The organism is Actinocrispum sp. NPDC049592 (genome assembly GCF_040675465.1).
Taxonomy (GTDB): domain Bacteria; phylum Actinomycetota; class Actinomycetes; order Mycobacteriales; family Pseudonocardiaceae; genus Kibdelosporangium.
This window is the reverse complement of record NZ_JBFAPA010000010.1, coordinates 38352-60834: the sequence shown is the minus strand read 5'-3', so window position 1 is coordinate 60834 and position 22483 is coordinate 38352. Positions and strand designations below refer to the sequence as shown.

Sequence of the window (22483 nt, the reverse complement as noted above, 5' to 3'; positions counted from 1 at the left end):
ACCGGCGTCCCCGTCCGGCCGGCTCAGCTCTGGCCGGGTGTGATCTTACTTAGGCGGAACTGCAGTTCGCAGCCGCCGGGGCGGCCGTCGGTGTCGTCCAGGAGCGTCACCGATTGACCGGAGCTGGCCGTCCAGTACTCGCCCGCGGGCAGGGCGTTGCCACACTGGCCGTTGTCGGTGTCGGCCCAGAACTGCACGTCCAGCGCCAGGTCGTCGCGGCCGTCGATCGAGAAGACCAGGTAGCACCCGCCGGCGCTGTCGTCGGTGTCCACCACGATGTTGGAGCCGAAGCCGACGTTGGTCGGGACCGTGTACTGGCCCGCAGCGCCGCACTGCTTGTCGTTGCCGCCGCCCGTGGGAATCCACTGGTAGGTGATGTGGACACCGGCGAACACGCCCGACGGGTCCTGGAGGCCGAACCCGAGCAGGCAGCCCCCAGGCCGGCCGTCGGTGTCCAGCCGGATGGGCGTCGACCAGTTCGGCATCGCCGCCCACTGCTGCTTTGCTCCGCCGCACTGGGCGGGATCATCCCCCCTCTTGGTGGTCCCCGTGAACGAGATGCCGAAGCGCGGCGGCACGGCCGCGGAGGCGGTGCTGGCGGCGACCGCCATCGCGGCGGCCGCCATGCACAACGACGTCATCAGGCGTCTGTGCAGTCTCATGTGCTGCTCCTTAAGTCACTGGTATTGCCTTAGGCACGCCCAGCCACAGATACGGCGACGGGTTACAGCAACGGCTCAGGCGAACGTTCCCGGGGGACCACTTACATCCGATGTCTAATCCGCCCAGAGCAGTACAAATGCCAAAACCAGCCCTTCGAGGCTTGACTCATCGGATCTCTGCTGCTTGGTTGAGTAGTCATGAGGCGCACACTCAGCGCGATCACCGCAGCTTTGGGCCTGCTTGTCCCGGTCGTGCCGGCTGGGGCCACGCCGGACGCTTCGCACTCGACACCCGAGCGGCGCGCCGCGGCACTCGTCGCGCAGATGACGCTGGACGAGAAGATCTCGCAGACGCACACCACGCTGAAGGGCGCCGGTGGGATCGCGCGGTTCGTGCCCGGCATTCCGCGGCTGGGCATCCCCGACTTCCTGATCACCAACGGGCCGGCCGGGGTGGGCACGGGAGCTGTGCCACAGCAGCCCAACGCGACTGCGCTACCCGCTCCGGTCGCGCTCGCCGCCGGCTTCGACGCGGGGCTGGCCCGGGACTACGGCGTGGTCGAAGGCCGGGAGACCGGCAATGTCGGGCACAGCCTGATCGAGGCGCCGGACGTCAACATGGTCCGCGTCTACCAGAACGGGCGCGCCTTCGAGAACTACGGCGAGGACCCGTACCTCGCCGGGCAACTCGCCGTGGCCAACATCAGGGGCATCCAGAGCCAAGGCGTGCTCGCCGAGGTGAAGCACTACGCGGCGAACGACCAGGAGCGTGACCGCAAGACGATCCACGAGGTGATCGACGACCGGACGCTGCACGAGATCCACCTGCCGGCGTTCGAGGACGCGGTCGAGCAGGGCCACGTGGCCGCGGTGATGTGCGCCTACCCCAACGTGAACGACGCGTTCATGTGCGAGAACCGGCACCTGCTCACCGACGTGCTGCGTGAGCAGTGGGGTTTCCAGGGTTTCGTGCAGTCCGATGCGAGCGCGACTCACACCGCGGTCGGCTCGGTGGCCGCCGGCCAGGATCTGGAACTGCGTGACAACGGGCCGTACGACGAGGAACTGCGTCAGGCCGTCGTGGACGGCAAGGTGAGCATGACCGCGCTGGACGCCATGATCACCCGCAGGCTCGCCACCGAGATCAGGGCGGGACTGTTCGAGCACCCGCGGACGGTCACTCCGATCGACGCCGCGGCCGGCGGGACGGTGGCCCGCCGGGTGGCCGAGCAAAGCGCGGTACTGCTGAAGAACTCGGCGAACCGGTTGCCGCTGAACGCTTCCGCGGTGCACTCGATCGCGGTGATCGGCCCGTATGCCGGTGTGGCGCACCCGGGTGGCGGCGGCAGCTCGCACGTCAACCCGCTCTACACGGTGAGCCCGGTGGACGGCATCCAGCGGCGGGCCGGTTCGGGCGTCAAGGTCACCTCGTCGGACGGCGTGGACACGACAGCGGCCGCCGCGCTCGCCGGTTCCGCGGACGTGGCCGTGGTGGTCGTCGGAGACGTGGAGAAGGAAGGCACGGATCGGCCCACCCTGTCGCTGACCGGCAACCAGGACGACCTCGTTCGCTCCGTGGTGGCCGCCAACCCGCGCACCATCGTGGTGCTCAACAGCGGCGCGCCCGTGCTGATGCCGTGGGTGGACCAGGTGCCGGCGATCCTGGAGGCCTGGTATCCGGGCGAGGAGGACGGCAACGCGCTCGCCGCGCTGCTGTTCGGTGACGTCAACCCCTCCGGCAAGCTGCCGGTGACCTTCCCGCGCACGGAGTCGCAGACACCGGTGAGCATCCCGGAACGCTACCCCGGGGTGAACGGAACCGTTGTGTACTCCGAAAACCTGGAGATGGGCTACCGCTGGTACGACGCGCAAGGCGAGGAGCCGCTGTTCCCGTTCGGATACGGGTTGTCCTACACCAGCTTCGCGTTCAGCCGGTTGCGGGTGACGCCGGTGCTCGGGCGGCACGGCCAGGCCGACGTCGAGGCGGACGTGACCAACACCGGTTCGCGCGCCGGGGCCACGGTGGCCCAGGTCTACCTGACCTTCCCGGCGTCCGCGGGCGAGCCGCCGCGACAGCTCAAAGGCTTCGCCAAAGTGTTCCTGCGGCCGGGGGAGCGCCGGCACCTGAGGTTCAGCCTCGACCAGCGCGCATTCTCGGTCTGGGACAGTGCCGCGCAGAACTGGACCACGGTCGCCGGACGCTACCAAGTGGCGGTCGGCGACTCCTCCCGCGACCTTCCCCTGTCCGCACCGGTAAGGGTGTCACGATGACCAAGTGGGGCTCGATGCGGCGCCGCACCGCCGTCCTGGTGTGTGCGGGAGCTTTGGTCGCCGCCAACGGGGCGACCGCAGCGGCTGACACGGATGCCTATGGCAACCAGGACGTCTACGTGTCTCCCTCGGGGACTGACTGGGCACCCGGCACAGCGCACCGGCCGGTTCGCACCCTCGAGCGCGCGCGGGACTTGGTGCGGTCGCGGGCACCGCGCATGACCCGCGATCTCACCGTCCACTTGGGACCCGGTGTGTTCCGTCTCGGTGAGCCGCTGAGCCTTGACGCGCGTGACTCCGGGGCGAACGGGCATCGGGTCATCTGGCAGGGCAGCGCCGACCCGGCGAGTACCGAGTTGAGTGGTGGCAAGCGGGTCACCGGCTGGCGCCCGGTCCCGTCCCACCCGGGGCTCTTCGCCGCGCCCGCGCCCGCCGGGCTCGTCAACACGCGTCAGCTGTACGTCGACGGAGTCCGTGAGCAGCGTGCCCGGGGACCGTTGCCGGTGACCGTGACCACGAACGAAACCGGGTACACCGCCAGCGCGGACACGCTCGCCCACTGGCGCAATCCGCAGGACATCGAGTTCGTCTACACGGCGGGCGAGGCACTGTGGAACATCCAGCGGGACGGTCTCGGCCAGTGGACCGAGCCACGTTGCCCGCTCGGTTCGGTCATCGGCACCACCATCACCATGGCGCAGCCCTGCTGGAACAACTCGACGAAACGTGTGGTGTTCCCGGACATCCCGGGCCGCAGCGTGAACATGGTCGGTCCGTACGACCTGACCAACGGCCGCCATCCGACCTATGTGGAGAATGCCCTGGAGCTGCTGGACACTCCGGGGGAGTGGTACCTCGACCGGTCCGCGCACCTCGTGTACTACCTGCCGCGACCGGGACAGGACCTGCGCCGCGCCGACGTCGAGATGCCCGCGCTGGAGAAACTCGTCGACGCGCGCGGGACCGCCGGCACGCCGATCCACGACGTGTCGTTCCGCGGGCTTCGCTACTCGTACGCGACCTGGCTGACACCGTCGTCGCCGGAAGGGTTCTCCGAGATCCAGGCCGGCTACACCAACACCGGCGCCGACGGCTGGGCGGTGCAGGGCTTGTGCCAGTACGTTCCCAACGGCACCTGCCCGTACGCGTCCTGGACCAAGGAGCCCGCGAACGTCTCGGTCTCGCACGGCCAGCGCGTCGAATTCAGCGACAGCGTGTTCAGCCACCTCGGCGCGGCCGGCCTGGATCTGGCCGACGGCACGAAGGAATCGTCGGTCCGCGGCAACGTGTTCACCGACATCTCGGGCAACGGCGTGCAGATCGGCGGGGTGGACAAGCCACTGCCGGCCACCGACGCCGATGCCGTGCGCGACGTGCAAGTGACCGACAACCACCTGTACGGCATGCCACGCGAGTTCCACGGCGGGGTGCCGATTGTCAACGGCTACACCGTGCACGACACCATCTCGCACAACCAGATCGACCACGTCGGCTACTCGGCGATCTCGGTCGGCTGGGGCGGCTGGCCGGACAAGATCAAGCAGCCGCCCACCCCCAACCTGTCGCACGACAACACGATCTCCGACAACCTGATCTCCGACTACATGCTCATGCTCGACGACGGCGGCGGCATCTACACCCAGGGCATCACCGGCAGTTCCCTCGACGACGGGGAGAAGGTCACCGGCAACGTCGTGCACGACCAGTGGGGCCTCGGCAAGGGCATCTACACCGACAACGGCAACACCTACGAGACGATCCGCGGCAACGTCATCTACCGGACGCCGTACTTCAACGTCGGTACGGTGCACGTGGACTACCGTGACGGTCTCGGCAACAACGACCCGACACTCACCGAGAACAACTACTGGGAGCAGGGCGACCGCGACGGCGTCAACAAAGGTGCGATCACCCGGGGCAACCATCTCCTGGCCGACCCGGCCGACGCGCCCCCGGACATCGTCGCGAACGCGGGCCTCGAACCGGCCTACCGAGCCCTGCTCACCCGCCGCGTCGGCGGGTGTGGCCCGGCGGAGGCGCCATCACGCGCCGGTACCTTCGCGGTGTCCGGAAAGCTTTATGCCACCTGGAATCCGACGTTCGCGTTCAACAACTCCCCGGTGACCTCGTATGTGGTGACAGCGATCGGCGGCGGCCGGACGATCACCTCGACAGTGACCGCCGCGGACTTCGCCAGGCTCGCGTACGTCGAGGTCCCCGGACTCACGGACGGCACCGCCTACACCGTCCAAGTGGCCGCCCGCAACGCTTTCGGCACCAGCGAACCGTCGCTGCCTTCGGCCCCGGTCATTCCCGGACCGGGACCCGGGACACTGCCCGCAGCGCCCACGAGCGCACGTGCCCTGGCGGGCGCGGACGTCGCGTCGATTCGCTGGAATCCACCCGCCAACACCGGGGACACCCCTGTGATCGGCTACCTCATCACCGTGTCCGACGGTCGTTCGATCATGGTCAACGGCCGTGACGCCCTGGTCACCCAACCCACCGTCAAAGGCATGACCCGGGTGGTGGGCGGCCTCCGGCCCGCGACGACCTACACCTTCACGGTCGCCGCGATCACCGGCACCGGCACCGGCCCAGCCGCATCATTCGCCGCCACAACCGGGACAACATAGAGAACATCCACAGAGGACACAACGTTTCGGGGAGCTCCGCCGGCATCTCATCGGTGAGTGCCGGGGTCGGTCCGCGCGCCCGTCCAGGATCAACGCCGTGCGGTCCGGTCGTGGCCGTGGAAACTGGCCGGGGTGAGAGCCAAGCTGAACGTCGTCAGACCGGTGAACAGTGACTGCCCGATCAGGACATGGTCGAATCCGAACGTCATCGTTGCCGCCTCGGTGGATCACCGGTCGCCACGTCAGCAGGCGGCACATACGGAAAGCCACGCGAGTGCGACCAAGTGAGACAGCCGTGAGGTCGCACGAAGGGTCACGTCCCTTGACGTATCCGATCCTTGGCTCCTAGCCTGGGTGAACCGTCGCCTGAAAACGTTTACATTTTGGAACGGCGCCCACGGGGCGCGAAGGGAGACGGACTTCGTGTTCGTAAATGCCTTGTCAGGCAAGACGATGATGCTGGCGATGGTGAGCGCTGCGAGCGTGACGTTGCTGGCAGGGGCCGCGATGGCCGCGCCGTCGGGTCCCGCGACGTTCAGCGTCCGGAGTTTCGGTGCGGCCGGCGATGGCGTGGTCAACGACGCTCCGGCGATCGACAGCGCGATCTCGGCGGCCAGCAGGTCCGGCGGTGGTGTTGTCGAGTTCGGCCCTGGCACCTACCTGCTCGCCGGCACGGTTCACCTGCAGAGCAACGTGACGATCAAGGTCAACCCGGGGTCGACCATCACCGGCTCCGCGTCCGGCTACGACAAGCCGGAATCCAACCCGAACGACAAGTACCAGGACTACGGTCACAGCCACTTCCACAACGCGATGTTCTTCGGCGACAAGGTCGACAACGTGACCTTCACCGGCGGCGGCACGATCGACGGCGGCGGCCACCTGATCACCGGGAACCCCAAGAGCGGTCAGGCCGACAAGATCATCTCGATCACCCGGTGCACGAATTTCACGCTCAGCGGGATCACCCTCAAGCGCGGCGGTCACTTCGCGGCGCTGATCAACGGCTGCAACGGGGTGACCTCCGACAAACTGGTCGTTTCCACCGCTGGTGACCGGGACGGCTGGAACATCATCAGCACCCAGAATGTCAAGATCACCAACGCCAGCATCGCGGCCAACGACGACGCACTTGTGTTCAAGAGCGACTACGCGCTTGGCGCCAAGCTGCCGAACGGGCACGTCACCGTGACCAATTCCCGCCTGTCGGCCGGATGTTGCAACGCGCTGATGTTCGGCTCGGAGACCTGCGGCGACTTCACCGACTACAACTTCTCGCAGATCACCATCACCGGTGCGGGCAAGTCGGGTCTTGGCATGGTGTCCATGGATGGTGCGGTGATCTCCGATGTGCACTACCGCGATATCACCATGTCCGGTACCAAGTCGCCGATCATGCAGAAAGTCGGCACCCGCAAGCGGTGCGGCAACAGTCCAGGCGTCGGCCGCATCCACGACATCACCTACGACAACATCACCGGCACCAACGCGGGATCGTTCAGCCCGACCCTGTGGGGCGAGTCCGGCGCCAGCCAGATCACGAACGTGACCTTCACCAATGTGAACCTGACACTGCCCGGCGGCAACGGCACCATGGGAACCGGCGTGCCCAGCAACGATCCCAAGAACTACAACCCCAACAGCATCGGCACCCGCCCGGCTTATGGCTGGTACATGCACAACGTCAAGGGGGTCAAGTTCATCGACAGTTCGGTGAGGTTCAGCAAGAACGACGGCCGTCCCGCGGTCATCGCGAACACCGGCAGCGATTTGGTCTTCGACCACTTCACCGCGCAACGCGGCTCCAACAGCCCGGCCGACATGGTGTTCCAGAACATCACCGGCTACTGCGTGACCAACAGCGCGAACACCAGTGGTGGCGCGCTGCGGATCAGCAGCTCTGGGTCGACGAGCTGCTGATGAGAGCCATATCAAGCGTGCTCGGCGCCGTCATCCTGCTGGCTGGCCCGAGCGTGATTCCCGCAGCAGCGGCCACGCCGGATCTCGTGGCGAAGTACGACTGGCCGCAGTTCGCCTTGGACGCGGCCAAATCAGCGAACGACACCATGGAGGCCACGGTCGGGCTGGCCAACGTCGGCAAGCTCAAGCAGCTGTTCAAGGTGTCGCTGACCGATGTGCCCGATGGCGCGCCGGTCATGCTCAGCGATGTGAGCACGCCGGGCGGTGTGAAGGACCTTGTTTTCCTGCAGGGTGAACACAGTCACGTGACCGCGTTCGACGCTCGCACCGGGGCACAGGTGTGGTCGAAGAACCTCGGTGGGGGCGGGATTTCCAATTCCAGCCCGGCGATCGACCCGAACCGGCAGTACATCTATGTGAACGCCAACGACGGCAACGTGCACAAGCTGAAAGTCGGCGATGGCGCCGAGGTTACCGGCAACGGCTGGCCGCAGCTGGCCGGTCCAGGCAAGAGCAGTTCGTCACTGACCATCGCGACGGTTGACGGCGTGTCGTACCTCTACGCTTCCAACCAGGGGCACGGGCACATCACCACCATCAACCTGAACACCGGAACCCAGCACGTGTTCAGCCTCGCCTGCGCGAACCGGCCGGACATCCACTTCGGCGCGCCCGGCCAGCCCAACGACTGTTCGGTGAACGGACCGAACCCGTGGTCACGCGGGCCGTCCTTTGACTCGTCGCTGAACCGGTTGTTCCAGATGGGCGGTACCAACAACGGCACGACCTGGGTGCCGGGAAAGGTATGGCGGCAGAGCTGGGTCGCGCTGCCGCCCGACGGGAGTACCGCCATGCGTGACGGCGGCGGGTACCCGGTCGACAGCTACACGCCGTCGAACTGGGCTTCGTCGGTGAAGTCCGATCAGGACATCGGCAGTGGCGGCCTGCTGATCATGCCGGCCGGGATCAGCCCGAAGGTCCCGCACCTTGGCGTGCAGCCAGGCAAGGACAGCAAGATCAGGCTGCTCAACCTCGCCGATCTGTCCGGCAAGGGCGGAGCGGGCAACCTCGGCGGGGAGCTGCAAGTGTTCTCGTTCCCGCAGATGGGCAACATGCGCTCGCAGGGTGCGGTGTGGACGAACCCGAAAGACGGCGCCGCATGGGCTTTCGTCACCGGGCACGGCGGCGTCGCCGGATTCCAGATCGCCGTCGACGCCAACGGCAATCCCAGCCTGAGTCTGAAGTGGACCTTGCTGAACAGCTGGACCACTTCGGCGTTCGTTGCCAACGGGGTGCTCTACGCGGCCAATGGCGGCGGTGAGCACACCGACACGTTCAAAACCCGTCAGGTTCAGGCGATCGACCCGGTGACCGGCAAGGTCGCGTGGACCGGGCCGATCGGGCAGCACCACTGGTCGAGCCCGATCATGGCCAACGGCGTGCTGTACATGGTCGACGGCAACTCAGGCGGATTCGGCTCTGGCACATCAGGCCACCTGATCGCCTGGTCCATTCCGTGAAAACCGTGCCTTTCGTCCCAGCGTTCTGCTGGGACGAAAGGCACGTCATCTCACAGTGACTTCGATGTCTACGATGTCTTCGGTGACTTCAGGGTCTCCGGAGCCGATCGAACAGGTGGTGACGCCGGCCGGGTTGCTCAGCCAATCGGTCACCGTGGCGGATCTGTGATCGTCGACTCGATGTCGGTGGTGATCTCCGAGACGTGTGCGCTGACGATTCGCCAGCCGGTGGGCATCCGTATCCACGTTTGGCTCTGCCGGCCCACGACTGTCCGGCCAGGGTAGCGAAACAGTGTGGTCACCACGGCGGTGTCGGTGCCGAACGTGGTGATCCGGGTGTTCTGGATACTCCGGTCGTTCAGTGGACCTTGCGTGGCGCGCCACGCGCGTAGTTCGTCGATTCCCTGCTGGTGGTCGTCGATGCCGAACCGGACGGTGGCCGGGCTGGCCCAGAACGAGTCGTTCAGCACGGCATGGTCGCCGACCAGCAGGGCAGCCTCGTAGCGGGCGAAGGCCGCGCACACCTCGGCGTGCACGGCTGGGTCGTCGACAACGGGGCCGGTGGTCCCGTTGCCGACGACCCGGTTGGTGGTGTTCACGAGGCGGACGCCGCGGGCTTCACGTCGATCAGGTCCGCGGCGACCGGTTGAGGCTCGGACGTCGAATCGCGGTGGAACAACGCGAACACCGCACAGACCACCGCGAAGAACAGGTAGCCCAACGCGACCTGACCACCACCCGCGTTCCAGCCGACCTGCTCGGCGTGGATCAACCCGGCGAACGACAGCACCGCGCCGGCCGCCGCGTAGCCGGCGGCCCACCAGAACTGCTTGTCGATGAGGAACGCGGTGATCGCGCCGAGCACCAGTCCGGCGAGGATGGCGCCGTCGCCGAGCAGGTGCAGGCCCTGGTAGACCACGCCCGCGCTCTCCAGCGCGGGTTCGCCGATCTTGGCCGCGCTGGTACCCGCCGCCGACAGCACGTTGTCCATCTGGCCGGTCGCCCAGGCCGCGATGTTGGGGATGATGGCCATGACCACCGCGACCGCGTGCGGCCGTGGCACGACACGGAATGCCTGCGCGCCGATCAGCAGGCCGATGTACAGCAGGATCGGCACGATCGCCGGCACCGGCAGCAGCGCACTGAGCAGACCGAACAGGCCGCCAAAGCACAGGACCGCGATGACAACTCCGGTCAGCATCGAGTACGCCGTGCGGCCGCCGACCTCCTTCCACCCTGGATGCCCGATGTAGACAGCGGGTGGGAACGGTGAGCCGAGCGCCGAACCGACGATCGCCCCGATGCCGTCGGCCAGCAGCACGCTGCGCAGGTTGAAGTTGTCGCCCGCGGCGGCGGCACTCTCCACATTGGTCATGCCCTCGGTGAAGTTGTAGATGCCCAACGGGATCGCGGTGGCCAGCAGTGGCCCGATCTCGGACAGGCCGTGCCACAGCCGGTCGAACTGGAACGACGGGAGGCCGGTCACGATGTCCTTGGCGGCCGCGGACACGTCCGCCGGGTGCATGTAGCCGCCGATCCAGCCGATGGCCGTGCCCAGCACCAGCGCGGCCAGGCCGATCGGGATGCCGAACGGCAGCGTGACGCCGGCGAAGAAACCGATGAGCAGCAACGCGAACACCGGCAGCGCGATCCACGCGGCTGCCCACATCTGGCCGGCCGGGCGCATCGAGATGAAGGCGATGGAGATACCGGCGAGGGTGCCCAGCATCGCCGCCTGTGGCGTGAACTTCCGGATGTAGGGGCCGACGAACGCGCCGAGGAGCACGATGAGCCCGATGATGAACGACCACGCGAGGCCCGCCTGCCATGCCTTGATCGGGTCGTTCGTGCGCAGGTACACCGGGAGCATGATCACGAACGTCACGATGAACATGTGCGGCACGCTGGGTCCGTACGGCATGGCGGTGACGTCGTCGCGGTTCTCCTTGTGGGCCAGGCGCCTGCCGAGCCAGGTGTAGTAGACGTTGCCGATCAGCAGCTGGATGCCCAGGGCCGGCAGGATCACCCCGTACACGTCACCTGACGAGATCTTCGCGACGCCCAGGCACAACCCGGTGAGCACCAGTACGTTCACCAGAACGTTGAAGCCGAGACCGAAGAAGGCGTTGAGGTCACCGCTGACCCACAACGGCAGCCTGGAACCAGAGTCGGAGCGGTTGTGGGCACGCGCGAGGATGGACATGACCGGTTCCTTCCACGGGTCTCAACGGGCCGGGGCGGTGAGAACGGAAATCGCGGCGATGTAGGCGGACGACGCAGCGACCCAGCCGAAGATGCCGCCCTGCGCGGAGATCATGGCCAGACCGGCGTCCTGGAACTCGGGGAAGTACGAACCGACGCAGTCCGACAGCACCAGGCATTCGTAGCCGCGGTCGTTGGCCTCACGGACGGTGGTGTGCACGCAGACCTCGGTCGTCACGCCGGTCACCACCAGAGAGGTGATGCCCGCCGCGGACAGCACCGTGCCGAGTTCGGTGCGGTAGAACGCGCCCTTGCCCGGCTTGTCGATCACCGGTTCGCCTTCGGCGGGCGCCAGTTCGTCGATGATGCCGTGGCCGTGTTCACCGCGGATGAGGATGCGGCCGTTGGGGCCGAGATCGCCGATGCGCATCGACGGGCGACCGCGCTCGAGTTTGGCAGGCGGGCAGTCGGACAGGTCCGGCAGATGGCCCTCGCGGGTGTGGATCACCGTCACGCCGGCGGCACGCGTGGCGGCCAGGGTTCGCTGGAGCGGAGCGACGACCCCGCGCAGCCGGCTCACGTCGTTGCCGAGCGTTTCGCCGAACCCGCCCGGTTCGACGAAATCCCGCTGCATGTCGATCACCAGGAGCGCGGTCGTGGTTGGCTCGAACAGAAACGGTGTGGGGTCGGCGTCGACCGTGAGGGGAGTGGTCATCGGCTATCGCGCCCTTTCGTCTGGCTCAGTCGGTTGTCGCCCCGATCACGGCATCGGAAGTGGCAACGGCCCCGAACACGCCACCCTGCATGGTCACCATCTTCAGCGCGGCCGCGTGGTTGCCTGGATCGGTCGCCCCGGTGCAGTCGGACAGGATCAGGCATTCCAGGCCACGGTCGTTGGCCTCCCGCATCGTGGTGTGCACACACACGTCGGTGGTGATGCCGGTGAGGATCAGGTGGCTGATCGCATTGGCGCGCAACACCAAATCCAGATTGGTGGCGTAGAACGCGCCCTTGCCCGGCTTGTCGATCACGACCTCACCGGGCACCGGCGAGACCTCATCGACGATCTCCCAGCCCGGTTCGCCGCGTACCAGGATGCGCCCGGCCGGCCCCGCACTGCCGATCTCCGCGCCGATCCGGGCCGAACGCCAACGCTTGTTGGGCGGCAGGTCGGTCAGGTCCGGCAGGTGACCTTCCCGGGTGTGAATCACCAGCATGCCCACGTCGCGGGCGTGGGCAAGGAGCTTCTGTGTGCCGGGCAGGCCCGCTCTGGTGAGTTCGAGGTCGTAGCCCATCCGCTCGACGTAGCCGCCGGGTCCGCAGAAGTCGGTCTGCCAGTCGATGCACAGCAGGGCGACCCTGTCGATCGGCACCACCGTGTCGTAGGGCCAGGGGTAGGGGTCTGCCGGAACCGGTCCTATCCGCGCGGTCATGGTTGTCGATTGTCGACCGTTTGATTTCCGGGAGGACCGTAGCGAGTTACGTCTCAGTTACCGGTGTTGTCGACTTGGAGGTCGCGCAATTTGGTGATCTTCAGGGCGTTCGACATGCCAGCGTCAGGGTCCTCACCTACCAGCTCCATCTGCGCGACCTCTTACCCGAGGAACTGGCGGGCGCCGTGGTCGCTCAACTCGCGCAGCGCGACATCCAGATCGTGGGTGGCCAGCGCGTCTCGCAACCGCCGATGCCGGCGCAGGCCTTCGACCGGACTACGCACGGTGGCTTCACGTTGCAGGTTGGTCGCCATGTACAGCTGGAGTTTGGCCACCACCGGCTCGTAGGCCGACCGCAGGTGCCAGCGCCCGGCCAGTCCGACCAGCGCGAGATGAAACCGGCGATGCGCGGCCGCGGCGACAAGGCTGTCACCGGCATCCACAGCCCCCGCGAGCATCTCCAGCGCGGCGTTCAGTTCGGCGAGATCCAGGTCCACCCGTCGCAACGCGACCGTGATCGCGTGCCGTTCCAGGACGTCACGCAGTTCGAACAACTCGTCGACCTCGGCCTCGGACACCGTGGCCACGCGCACACCCCGGCGCGGCAGGTGCTCGACCAGGCCCTGCTGGCCCAGCAGCCGCAACGCCTCACGCAACGGCGCCCGGCTGATGCCGAACCGCCGGGTCAGCTGTTCCTCCACAATGCGGTCGCCGGGCGCGAGCTCGCCACTGAGGATGTCCTCACGCAGCCGACCGGTCACGGTCTCGACCAGGCTCGGCGGCGCGATACCAACGACGATGTCATCGGACACGCAGCCCCCACCTCCCCGCCCGATCCGACATCCGGCCACCCCATGATAACGGGACGTCAGCATCCGTCGCGGCCGGTGAACACCGCGTCACGGCACCCATCGGACACGATGCCTGCGCGGAACCGACACTGAGGCGAACTGTTCGTGGCCGATGAATCGGGTGGTGACCACCCTTGGTGCCCATGGCGTGGGGGATGGGTAGCCAATAGGTGTCCTTTGCGGTCGAGTCCCGACGGTTGTCATGGCCAAGCGCAGGACACGCAGCTCGGGCGTCCGGAGAGCCGCGCCCACATCTCCCGGTATCGGGCAACGCCCTTGGCGCGCATCGCTCCGAGGTAGACCTTCGTGCCGGTCTCGGTGTGCGCGAGCTGACCTATTGAAGATGTTTTCATGACTACAACCGCAATTAATTGCGTGTGTGATGAAATGTAAAAATCGCCAGGACGTGAGTGCAGGGCGGCCGCAGATGTCAGGGCATGAAGTCTCATCGCCGATGACTCCGACCGTCAGTGTCGACCGGTGTCGTCACGGGCCTGTGCCTGGCTCAGGTGGCGGGGGAGTGTCTTCTCTGTTGCATGTGGACACTGAGTGGTGGCCGAGGTGGACCATCCTGGTCACCGCCACAATGCCTTAGCAGGGCGGGACTTCCTTGAGGATGTGGGTCTGCTGCTGCGAAGCGCGGTGGCGTTGACCCGCTGTCGAGCTGGCGCTGTGTCGGACGTATGAGTCCGGGCAGCCGGCCGGGCGTGATCACATCGAGTAGATCGACCAAGGGCGTGAGATCAGGCTTTGTGTGGTTTCGAGGTCGGCGGGAGACGGGTTTTTGTGCCCGTGTGCCCGGTAGACCAGCACGGGCGGGAGTTCAGGATCAATCCAGGTGATGGGTTCCCCAACAGAAACAGGATGGCACGAGGGTCAGGCCGCGCCCGGCGAGGTGCACCGTGCTGGTCACGCTGGCCGGGCCCATCGCCGGTCCATCGCATCAGGACCAACAGGTGCCGTGGATCGGTCCGGGACGACCCGCCACCGCGGACAAAGTCCACGGCGCGGGGCTTGGCGGAGTAGGCTGGCGGTTGATCGTCGCGTTCGCTCCTGACCCTGGTTGACGTCGCTTTCAGTGCACAGGCACGATCCACCCAGTCAAGGGGGCCGCGGGATGAGAGTCGGAATCCTCGATCTTCTGGGTCCGCCCGCGCGGCGCCCGGTGGACCTCGCTTACCAGCTGCTGATCACCAAGCAGTACGCCAGCATCACTCCCCAGGCCATCTCGGTGTGGTGCCGGCGAATGGGGCACGAGACCTTTTATGCCACCTACTACGGCCTCGGCCGGCCGCACCGGCTGCTGCCGCTCGACCTGGACGTGGTGTTCATCTCTTGCTACACGCAGGTCAGCCATCTCGCCTACGCGCTGGCGAAGCTGTACCGCCGGGCCGGGATCCGCACGGTGATCGGCGGCCCGCACGCCAAGGCGTTCCCGGTGGACTGCCTGCGCTTCTTCGACCTCGTGGTCGGGGAATCCGACCCCGAGCTGATCACCGACATCCTGGCCGGGCAGTTCGACCCGGGCAGCATGATCTCGGCCGCCCGGCCGTTCGACGACGTTCCCACCGTCGAGGAGCGGATGCCCGAGATCCGCGCGTCGGCCTTCTTCCTGGGACGCAAGCCGCTGATGCTCTCCGCGGTGCCGATGCTCGCCAGCATGGGCTGCCCGTACCGGTGCGACTTCTGCATCGACTGGAACAGCACGTACCGGCAGCTGCCCGCCGACCGGCTCAAGGCCGATCTGCGCTACCTCGCCAGGAACCTGCCGGGGCGGCTGATCGTGTTCCACGACCCCAACTTCGCGGTGAAGTTCGACCAGGTCTTCGAGGCGCTGGAGGCCCAGCCGCCGGGCGAACGGCCGCCGTACATCATCGAGAGCTCGCTCACCGTTCTGCGCGGGGACCGGCCGCGGCGGCTGCGGGACACCAACTGCGCAATGGTCGCGCCGGGTGTCGAGTCGTGGACCGACTACTCCAACAAGGCCGGTGTCGGCCGGGCCGCCGGGGTGGCCAAGGTCGAGCGCGTCGCCGCGCACTTCGCCCAACTGGCCGAGAACGTGCCGTACCTGCAGGCGAACTTCATGTTCGGCTTGGACACCGACCAGGGCGACGAGCCGGTCGAGCTGACCAAGCGGTTCATGGACCTCGCCCCGTTCGCCTACCCGACGATCAACATCCCGGTGCCGTTCGGCGGCACCCCGCTGCACGACGAGCTCGCCGCCGGCGGGCGGATCCTCGCGGCCATGCCGTTCAGCTTCTACTACGCGCCCTACCTGGTGACCACGATCAAGCACTACGACCCGATCTCGTACTACGAGAAGCTGGTGGAGCTCTACCGCCACGCCTCCTCGCCCGCGATGCTGCGCCGGCGGCTGGGCACCACCGCCAACCGGACCGTCGGGTACGTCCACCGGGCCCGGACCGCGAGTTTCCGCTCCGACGTCAGGAGTTTTGAGCACATCCTGGGCATGCTGCGGTCCGACCCGGGCTTCCTCGCGTTCCACGAAGGACGGACGGGCAGCTTGCCCGCGTTCTACCACAACATCGGTGAGCGAATGCTCGGCCGCTACGCCGAGCTGCTCTCGCCCGCCGATCGCACACCGGACCTGTCACCGGCCCCCCGCCGGCCGCATCCCGTTGCCGTGGAAGGAAGTGCCGCGACGAGCGAGGGGTGAGCGGTCACCAGCCGGTGATCGCTTCCAGCGCCGTCCGGCGCGCGGCCACGTCGCCGGGATCGTCGCCCACCACAAGCAGGTGGAGGGTGCTCTGCTTGACGGGGTGGTCGGTGCGGGTGGAGTCGTGGCCGCCGGTGACGATCAGTCCGTCGCCGGCCAGTTCGGGGCGCAGGTCGGCCAGCAGCTCGGCGACGGAAGCGGCCACGGTCAGTTTCACCGACTCGGCGGGCCGGTCCAGCGCGTCGGGACGGACCGATTGCAGCGCCAGCAAGGGGATCGACCCGCCGGTGATCCGGAAGTTCAGATCCAGCACGACAAGCCTGCCGTCCCGGGTCTGCGCGCAGTCCAGGCTGCACAGGCCGCGATAGCCGCGGTCGGCGGCGCGCCGGGTGATCGCCAGGCATTCGGCGAGCAGCTCCGGCGGTGGCGCGGCGACCACGCCGAACCGGCCGCCGTTGTAGATCCCGGCCGCGTCGACGCGTTGCTCGGTGACGGCGAGCAGGTGCGCTGTGCCGTTCGCGCCGGTGTAGAGCTGCAGTCCCCAGTTGCGGTCGATCTCCAGGTACTCCTCGACGACGAACTCGGCCAGGACGTCCACGAAGGGCGGCAGCGTGATCGGCCCACCCGCCTTGTGCAGGTAGACGTCGAGGCTTCCGCCGTGCGCGTCGTCGGTCGCCGCCTTGAGCACCCAGGACCTGCTGTGCGGCGCCGCCCAGTCGAGCTGCCCCCGGGTCACGACGTGCCGGCGGGCCTGGAAGTCCGGGGCTACCAACGTGTCGATGGTGGCTTTGTTGTTGAGGTATCCGACCAGCCGGCCGGTCTTGAGCGCCTGCTCGTCCGGGCACAACGTGGTCGGCTGCGGGTACTCCATCGACATCAGCAGACCATCGGCCATCGCCTCCGCCACACGCGCGGCGAACTCGGTTTCGGTCCGGAACTCACGCAGGTCGGTGCCGACCGGCAGGCCACCGTCGCGCATGTGCGCGAGCAGCTCCGGGTCCGTGCCGCCCGCGCTGCAGACCACGGGGGTAGTGGCGGCGACCGCGATCGGCCTGGCGGAGACCATGTCGCGGTTCTGGCGGTGCCTGCCGGCCGGCGCACCCGCTTCCAGCTCCGGTCGCGCGCACACGGCGACGCCCGGACCGTACACATCGGTGAGACAACGAGGAGCGCTGACAGCGGGCGGGACAAGGAGTGAGACGCTGATGGAGGATCTCCCGGGGTAGGTTCGCGGCTGCGGACGACTGGCGGCGCCGTTATCGTCCACTGTGGACGATAACGGCGCGCCCGGTGTGCTCAGCGCACTTTCTCCGGGATGTGGTTGAGCGCGTCCACCACCCGCTCGGCGAGGTCCAGAGCCGCCTTCTCGTCGAGCTTCGAGTGGTTGCGCAGTGTGTCCGCGACGAGGTTGACGCGGTGCTGGTATGGGGACACGTACTTGATGGCAGCGGTCATCAGGTCTCCTTGGTAGTGCGGGAATGCGCTGACACGAAAGAGCGTGATCCAAGGCTCTGATGTGTGCCCAAGGCGGCGCAGGCCTTGACTGGCTGCGCTCGACATGCCCTCGGTAGGGTCAGTGTACGCCGACACCGGCCATCGGCCAGGGTCACTACCGGCCGCCGCCTCCCTTGGGGGTGCTCGTCGGCCGGACCGCCTGAGGGCCCGATCGGGTGAAGGCACCGACGGCCGCACGGGTGTAGCGTCACTAACCGGGGAAAACCCGGTGACCGCTCCTGACCCCGGCGGCGAGTTCGGCTCTGTCCACGGCGATCTCAGGAGCATCGCGATGGCAGCTCCCAGTGCCCTGCCCGGGGAACAGGATCCGGCTCGCCGCCTGGGCGTCCTTCGATATCGGGCTGGCGCCCCAGGCGGAGGGGTATTTCACCCGTGCGCTGGCGCTGGCCGGGCGCGGTGTTGATGCACCAGGCGTGGGCGCACGCCGCGATGGGCGCCGCGGACGAGGCCTGCGAGATGATGGCCGATGGCCGCGAGCGGTTCGCATCGGCCGGTGAACGGGGTTCCTTCACCCAGAACGACATGCTCGCCGCGACCGGGACTGTCCACAGCGAACTCGCCCATCGGGTGGACCCTGAGCACGCCCGGATCGCGATCGCCGCGCTGACCGAGGCCACCGGCGGCTACGGCGACGACCGAGCCCGCAGCCGGACGTTCAGCCAGATCACGCTGGCGATGTGCCATCTTGTCGACGACGATGTCGACCGTGGGGTGGACATCGGGTTACGCGCCCTGGCCTCGGCGGAGAACCTCGCCTCGATGCGGATCCGCGACTGCTTTCGCCCGCTCGGGGCGGACGCCGCACGCCTCGGCACCCATTCCGGCGCCGGTGAGCTCGCCACCCGGATCTCGGCTTTCGCCGGCATGCCGGGAGGCAGGCCGTGAACGACCAGGCGGGACGGTTGCTGGCGCTGCTTTCGGTGTCACCGCGGGAGGTCCTGCGGCTACGGCTGGTCGTGCAGCTGACGGTGGCGGAGACCGCCGCCGTACTCGGCTCAACGCCCGAAGCCGTTTCCACCGCGCGGGAACGGGCTTTGCCGGTGTTGTGCGGGGAACTGATCGCGGCGGACCGGCGCAGGTGCCGGTGAGCCGGCTTCGTGAACAGACTGTCAGCGGCGGGCGCGGCACGGCCGTCCGGGCAAGGTTCGGGCCGGCCCCCGCGGAATCCCGCTGACGCGGCCTCTCGCCCGGCTGGGCATCCCCTTCCCCCACCCCGTACTGTTGGTAGATGGCCTCGGTGCGGCCTGCGACCCGCCATGTGCCACGGCCCTGTCGTCGAGCACACGGAGGCACGCCATGCAGGCCGGTCCGGCCATGCACGATGGCGCGTCAGCCGATGGCTGACCCGTGGGACGAGCGACTGGCCAAGGCACGTGCCGCCCTGCTCCACGCCCTGCACGGGACGGATCCGCTGGGCGCCGTGTGCCGGTCCTGTGTGCGGCTGGTGCCGGTGGCGGGCGCATCGGTCTCGATGACCGGCGGGCGGGCGCAGGCTGAGATGCTCTGTTCCACCGATGACCTCAGTGCGCGCATCGAGGCACTGCAGTTCACCCTCGGCGAGGGGCCTACCGTCGACGCGTTCACCGCCGGCCGGCCAGTGCTGGTGCCCGACGTGCCGGGCGCCCCGGCGCAGGCCTGGCCGATGTTCGCCCAGGCGATGACCGGCCAGGCGGTGGGGGCGATCTTCGCGTTCCCGCTGCAGTACGGCGCGATCTCGATCGGAATGCTGAGCCTCTACCGCGAGCGGCCCGGCTGGCTGTCGGGCGGTGACCTGGCCATCGCGCTGGAGATCGTGGACGTGGCCGCCCTGGCGCTGCTCAACCACCGGACCGGCGTTCTCAACGGCGAGCAGCTGGCCTTTCTGCCCCGCGGCCGCGAACAGATCCACCAGGCCACCGGCATGCTCATCGCCGCCCTGGGCATCCCCGCCGACCAGGCGCTGGCCCGGCTGCGCGGACACGCGTTCGCCACCGGGCGGCTCATCGACGAGGTGGCCCACGACATCGTCAACCGCCACCTGCACCCCCGGGACCTCGACCAATGACCTACCAGTGGATGACTACCCTCGACGGCAAAGACAGGAGCGGAGCAGCCGCATGAGCACGCCACCCTCAAGCACACAACGGGAATCCCGGTTGCTCGAGGCCTTTGTCCAGATGGCCGACACCCTGGTCGACGACTACGACATCGCTGAGATGCTGCACCAGCTCGCGCAGTACTGCGTACGACTGCTCAACGCCGCGGCCGCCGGGCTGCTGTTGTCCGACCAACGCGGCGGCCTGCAGGTCATGGCCTCCTCCTCTGAGCAGACCCGATTGCTCGAACTGTTCCAGATCCAGGCCAACGAAGGCCCGTGCCTGGACTGTGTCCGCACCGGTGAACCCGTGCACGTCCCCGACCTGACCGAGATGACCGGCCGGTGGCCCAGCTTCGCCCCCGAAGCACTGCACGAAGGATTCGCCGCCGTGTACGCCATCCCGTTGCGTCTGCGCCAGGACACGATCGGCGCGTTGAACCTGTTCAACACCGGCCCCGGTCCGCTGCCCGCAGCCGATGTGGAAGTCGCCCGCGCGCTCGCCGACACCGCCACCATCGGCATCCTGCAGGAACGCGCCATCCGTCGCGGTGAGGTCCTCACCGAGCAACTCCAGACCGCCCTGAACAACCGCATCGCGATCGAACAGGCCAAGGGCGTCCTCGCCTACGCCGCCAACCTGGACATGGACCGCGCCTTCCAGGCCCTGCGCTCCTACAGCCGCAACCACAACATCCGCCTCACCGAGATCGCCCACCGGCTCGTCACCGGAACACTCACCCCGGCGGACATCGTCGCCACCGGTGGGCCGGCATGACCGCGCACCCGTCATCGACCGCGACATCCGCCGCGCCTGCCAGACCGCCCCGGCGGCGCTGGTGATCGACCTCTCCGGCGCCACATTCCGCGGTGCGGCCGGACTTGACCCTGCCACTCGGCCCGCACCGGCGAACCGGCCTGGCCGGGACCACCCTGTTGCTGATCACCCCACCGTCCACCGGAGGCCCGCTGGAGACAATCGGTCTGGGGCAGCTGGCGCCTATGAGACGGTGAACCAGGGCGTGGCGGCCGCCAGTGGTGACACATGGGCTCCCGCACCCGGCGTCCCGGTCCGAATCGGACACTCCGAGGCGGCTCAGGGTCTGTCCTGTCCCCGCGCTCGTCGCCGCACCGGTGACCGCGGCCGGCTCCGTGAATGTCCTTTGTGGACGTTATCGGCGATCCGGCCGGTCCGGCGATCGCCACTCGCCGCCATCGGGCGCCCGCCTGGGGAACCGGCTTGGCGGATCCACAATGGACCGGTTCCCGGCCGGGCGCGTGCGGTCAGATCACTCGCACGCGGGTGGCCTGCGGGCCCTTGGGGCCCTGGCTGATCTCGAACTCCACCTGCTGGTTCTCCTCCAGGCCGCGGTGGCCGCCGCCGTCGATCTCGGAGTGGTGCACGAAGACGTCCGGGCCGTCACCGTTCGAGATGAACCCGAAACCCTTGTCCGAGTTGAACCACTTCACGGTTCCCTGCGCCATGTTCGCTCCTCCGACAGGCTCCGATAGGCGTCGCGCGATACGACCACCTGGCCGTGGGGTGAAACGGCGACTCCACCGGCTTGACCGGGAAGAGCAGGAAAACCGCAACATCGATTCCGCGAACGTGGTGTCACGAACACAAAAAGGAACGACCGACCTGTACCGGAAACAGCCTAGCGCATCCGCCGTGGGATCGCTGGCACTGACGCTCATGTCCATTCTGTTCGTACACAGCAGAAATAGGCGCGATGGCAAGGCAGCGCGGGCGCAGGCTCACACCGGGACCCCCGCTGCATGCGCCGGGGAGCGCGCCAGCCAGGTGATCCCGCCCACGATGGTGGCCGCGGAGATCGCCAGCAACAGCCAGCTGAGAACACCGGTGGGCAGCCGCTCCCCGAGCACGATGGCGGTGATCGTGCTGGCAGCGGGATCCGACACCGTCACCACGGCTAGCACTACAGCGACGTTCCCGGCCCGGTAGGCCCGCTGGTTGAGCCAGACACCTGCCACGGCAAGCAGGACCACCGCGCCACTCGCGATGCTCAGCACCTCCAACAGTCCGCCGCGCTGCGCGTTGAGGAGAACCATCTGCAGCAGGACCGCGGCAACCCCCATGGCGATTCCCGCACCCGTGGCCAGCAACAGTCCCTGCAGGAGGACTCGACGCCGCGAGGCCAAAGCCGTGAGGACACCGACCACGAGTACGGTCGCCGTTGCCAGCATCCATGCGGTGGGCGGCGATCCGGCGCCGCCGGCCGACGCGGGCTGGCTCGGGACGATCGCCAGCAGACCGCACAGACCAGTCACCACGGTGGCCGCTGCCAGCAGTTCCCAGACGCGGACCCGGTATCGACGAACCATTGCCGCCACGGGCACCGCGAACACGACGGTGGTCACACCTAGCGGCTGCACTAGCGAGAGCGGGCCGTTCAACAACGCGAGCGAGTGCAGGCCGGTTGCGACCAGCAGCGTGGCCACACCCGCCAGCCAGTACGGACGCCGGGACAGAGCCGACAACAGGCGCCAGCCGACAGCTTCGGCCGCTCTGATCGACACAGCCTCACGGTGCTGCAGCGCAGCCGCTACAGCGCAGCACACGGCACCCGCCAGCGCCGCGCCGATCGCCAGCACCATCATGGGCGGCAACACCAAACGAGCTGCGAACGGGACCCCGCACCAACGACCACAATGGCCAAAGCGGCGGCGATGCGCGCGTGTGGTCGTGGCACCATGCCGA

At 67.8% G+C, this 22483-nt stretch carries 19 protein-coding genes; 9 read left to right on the top strand and 10 right to left on the bottom strand.

All coding sequences use genetic code 11. The features are described 5' to 3' along the window. Positions 1-23 precede the first annotated feature (23 nt). Positions 24-662 carry a hypothetical protein gene (locus tag AB0J95_RS25115; RefSeq protein WP_364762319.1) on the bottom strand — a complete coding sequence of 213 codons (639 nt, stop codon included), beginning with the start codon at positions 660-662 and terminating at the stop codon, positions 24-26. 198 nt (positions 663-860) lie between these two features. On the opposite strand from AB0J95_RS25115, the gene AB0J95_RS25110 reads away from it, so the two are divergent. The 4 genes from AB0J95_RS25110 to AB0J95_RS25095 all read left to right on the top strand — a co-directional run bounded on the left by AB0J95_RS25110 (position 861) and on the right by AB0J95_RS25095 (position 9009). Continuing rightward, the gene (locus AB0J95_RS25110; protein ID WP_364762316.1) at positions 861-2933 is read left to right on the top strand and encodes a glycoside hydrolase family 3 C-terminal domain-containing protein; all 2073 of its coding nucleotides are present in this window, start codon (positions 861-863) and stop codon (positions 2931-2933) included. Further along, positions 2930-5569 carry a fibronectin type III domain-containing protein gene (locus tag AB0J95_RS25105; protein ID WP_364762313.1) on the top strand — a complete coding sequence of 880 codons (2640 nt, stop codon included), beginning with the start codon at positions 2930-2932 and terminating at the stop codon, positions 5567-5569. The genes AB0J95_RS25110 and AB0J95_RS25105 overlap by 4 nt, the downstream gene beginning before the upstream one ends. 354 nt (positions 5570-5923) lie before the next feature. Next, the gene (locus AB0J95_RS25100; RefSeq protein WP_364762310.1) at positions 5924-7489 is read left to right on the top strand and encodes a glycosyl hydrolase family 28 protein; all 1566 of its coding nucleotides are present in this window, start codon (positions 5924-5926) and stop codon (positions 7487-7489) included. After that, the gene (locus AB0J95_RS25095; protein ID WP_364762307.1) at positions 7489-9009 is read left to right on the top strand and encodes a PQQ-binding-like beta-propeller repeat protein; all 1521 of its coding nucleotides are present in this window, start codon (positions 7489-7491) and stop codon (positions 9007-9009) included. Before AB0J95_RS25100 ends, AB0J95_RS25095 begins: the two co-directional genes overlap by 1 nt. A 149-nt stretch (positions 9010-9158) precedes the next feature. Here the strand turns inward: AB0J95_RS25095 and hpxZ are convergent, their stop codons facing one another. The 5 genes from hpxZ to AB0J95_RS25070 form a co-directional block, all read right to left on the bottom strand. Next, positions 9159-9608 carry an oxalurate catabolism protein HpxZ gene (gene hpxZ / locus AB0J95_RS25090; RefSeq protein WP_364762304.1) on the bottom strand — a complete coding sequence of 150 codons (450 nt, stop codon included), beginning with the start codon at positions 9606-9608 and terminating at the stop codon, positions 9159-9161. Next, positions 9605-11212: a regulator gene (locus AB0J95_RS25085; protein ID WP_364762301.1), complete on the bottom strand. Its 1608-nt coding sequence runs from the start codon at positions 11210-11212 to the stop codon at positions 9605-9607. Before AB0J95_RS25085 ends, hpxZ begins: the two co-directional genes overlap by 4 nt. Before the next feature lie 21 nt (positions 11213-11233). Next, entirely contained in the window at positions 11234-11926 is a 693-nt protein-coding gene (locus AB0J95_RS25080) for an isochorismatase family cysteine hydrolase (protein WP_364762298.1), read from the bottom strand. A 25-nt stretch (positions 11927-11951) separates the two neighbouring features. Continuing rightward, entirely contained in the window at positions 11952-12644 is a 693-nt protein-coding gene (locus AB0J95_RS25075; RefSeq protein WP_364762295.1) for an isochorismatase family cysteine hydrolase, read from the bottom strand. Positions 12645-12805: 161 nt separating this feature from the next. Then, positions 12806-13456: a GntR family transcriptional regulator gene (locus AB0J95_RS25070; RefSeq protein WP_364762293.1), complete on the bottom strand. Its 651-nt coding sequence runs from the start codon at positions 13454-13456 to the stop codon at positions 12806-12808. A 1156-nt stretch (positions 13457-14612) separates the two neighbouring features. Between AB0J95_RS25070 and AB0J95_RS25065 the strand changes: the two genes are divergently transcribed. Then, positions 14613-16172 (top strand): radical SAM protein, encoded by a 1560-nt coding sequence (locus tag AB0J95_RS25065; protein ID WP_364762290.1) that lies wholly within the window; start codon positions 14613-14615, stop codon positions 16170-16172. Between the two features lie 4 nt (positions 16173-16176). Here the strand turns inward: AB0J95_RS25065 and AB0J95_RS25060 are convergent, their stop codons facing one another. Together AB0J95_RS25060 and AB0J95_RS25055 are read right to left on the bottom strand one after the other, a co-directional pair. After that, positions 16177-17322, bottom strand: coding sequence for a hypothetical protein (locus AB0J95_RS25060; RefSeq protein WP_364762287.1), 1146 nt, complete (start codon positions 17320-17322; stop codon positions 16177-16179). Positions 17323-17468: 146 nt separating this feature from the next. Beyond that, positions 17469-17627, bottom strand: a complete 159-nt coding sequence (locus AB0J95_RS25055; RefSeq protein WP_364762284.1) for a DUF6307 family protein — start codon at positions 17625-17627, stop codon at positions 17469-17471. Positions 17628-18059: 432 nt separating this feature from the next. Between AB0J95_RS25055 and AB0J95_RS25050 the strand changes: the two genes are divergently transcribed. From AB0J95_RS25050 to AB0J95_RS25035, 4 genes are all read left to right on the top strand, one after another. Next, a complete protein-coding gene (locus tag AB0J95_RS25050) occupies positions 18060-18572 on the top strand; it encodes a hypothetical protein (RefSeq protein WP_364762281.1) in 513 nt (170 codons plus the stop codon). Then, the gene (locus AB0J95_RS25045; RefSeq protein ID WP_364762279.1) at positions 18569-18775 is read left to right on the top strand and encodes a sigma factor-like helix-turn-helix DNA-binding protein; all 207 of its coding nucleotides are present in this window, start codon (positions 18569-18571) and stop codon (positions 18773-18775) included. The genes AB0J95_RS25050 and AB0J95_RS25045 overlap by 4 nt, the downstream gene beginning before the upstream one ends. A 248-nt stretch (positions 18776-19023) precedes the next feature. After that, complete coding sequence (locus AB0J95_RS25040) at positions 19024-19731, top strand: GAF and ANTAR domain-containing protein (RefSeq protein ID WP_364762276.1); 708 nt, start codon at positions 19024-19026, stop codon at positions 19729-19731. A gap of 52 nt (positions 19732-19783) precedes the next feature. Then, positions 19784-20539, top strand: coding sequence for a GAF and ANTAR domain-containing protein (locus tag AB0J95_RS25035; RefSeq protein ID WP_364762273.1), 756 nt, complete (start codon positions 19784-19786; stop codon positions 20537-20539). A 506-nt stretch (positions 20540-21045) separates the two neighbouring features. Here AB0J95_RS25035 and AB0J95_RS25030 read toward each other — a convergent pair. After that, entirely contained in the window at positions 21046-21246 is a 201-nt protein-coding gene (locus tag AB0J95_RS25030; protein WP_364762270.1) for a cold-shock protein, read from the bottom strand. A gap of 273 nt (positions 21247-21519) precedes the next feature. Further along, the gene (locus AB0J95_RS25025; RefSeq protein WP_364762862.1) at positions 21520-22380 is read right to left on the bottom strand and encodes a DMT family transporter; all 861 of its coding nucleotides are present in this window, start codon (positions 22378-22380) and stop codon (positions 21520-21522) included. Positions 22381-22483 lie beyond the last annotated feature (103 nt).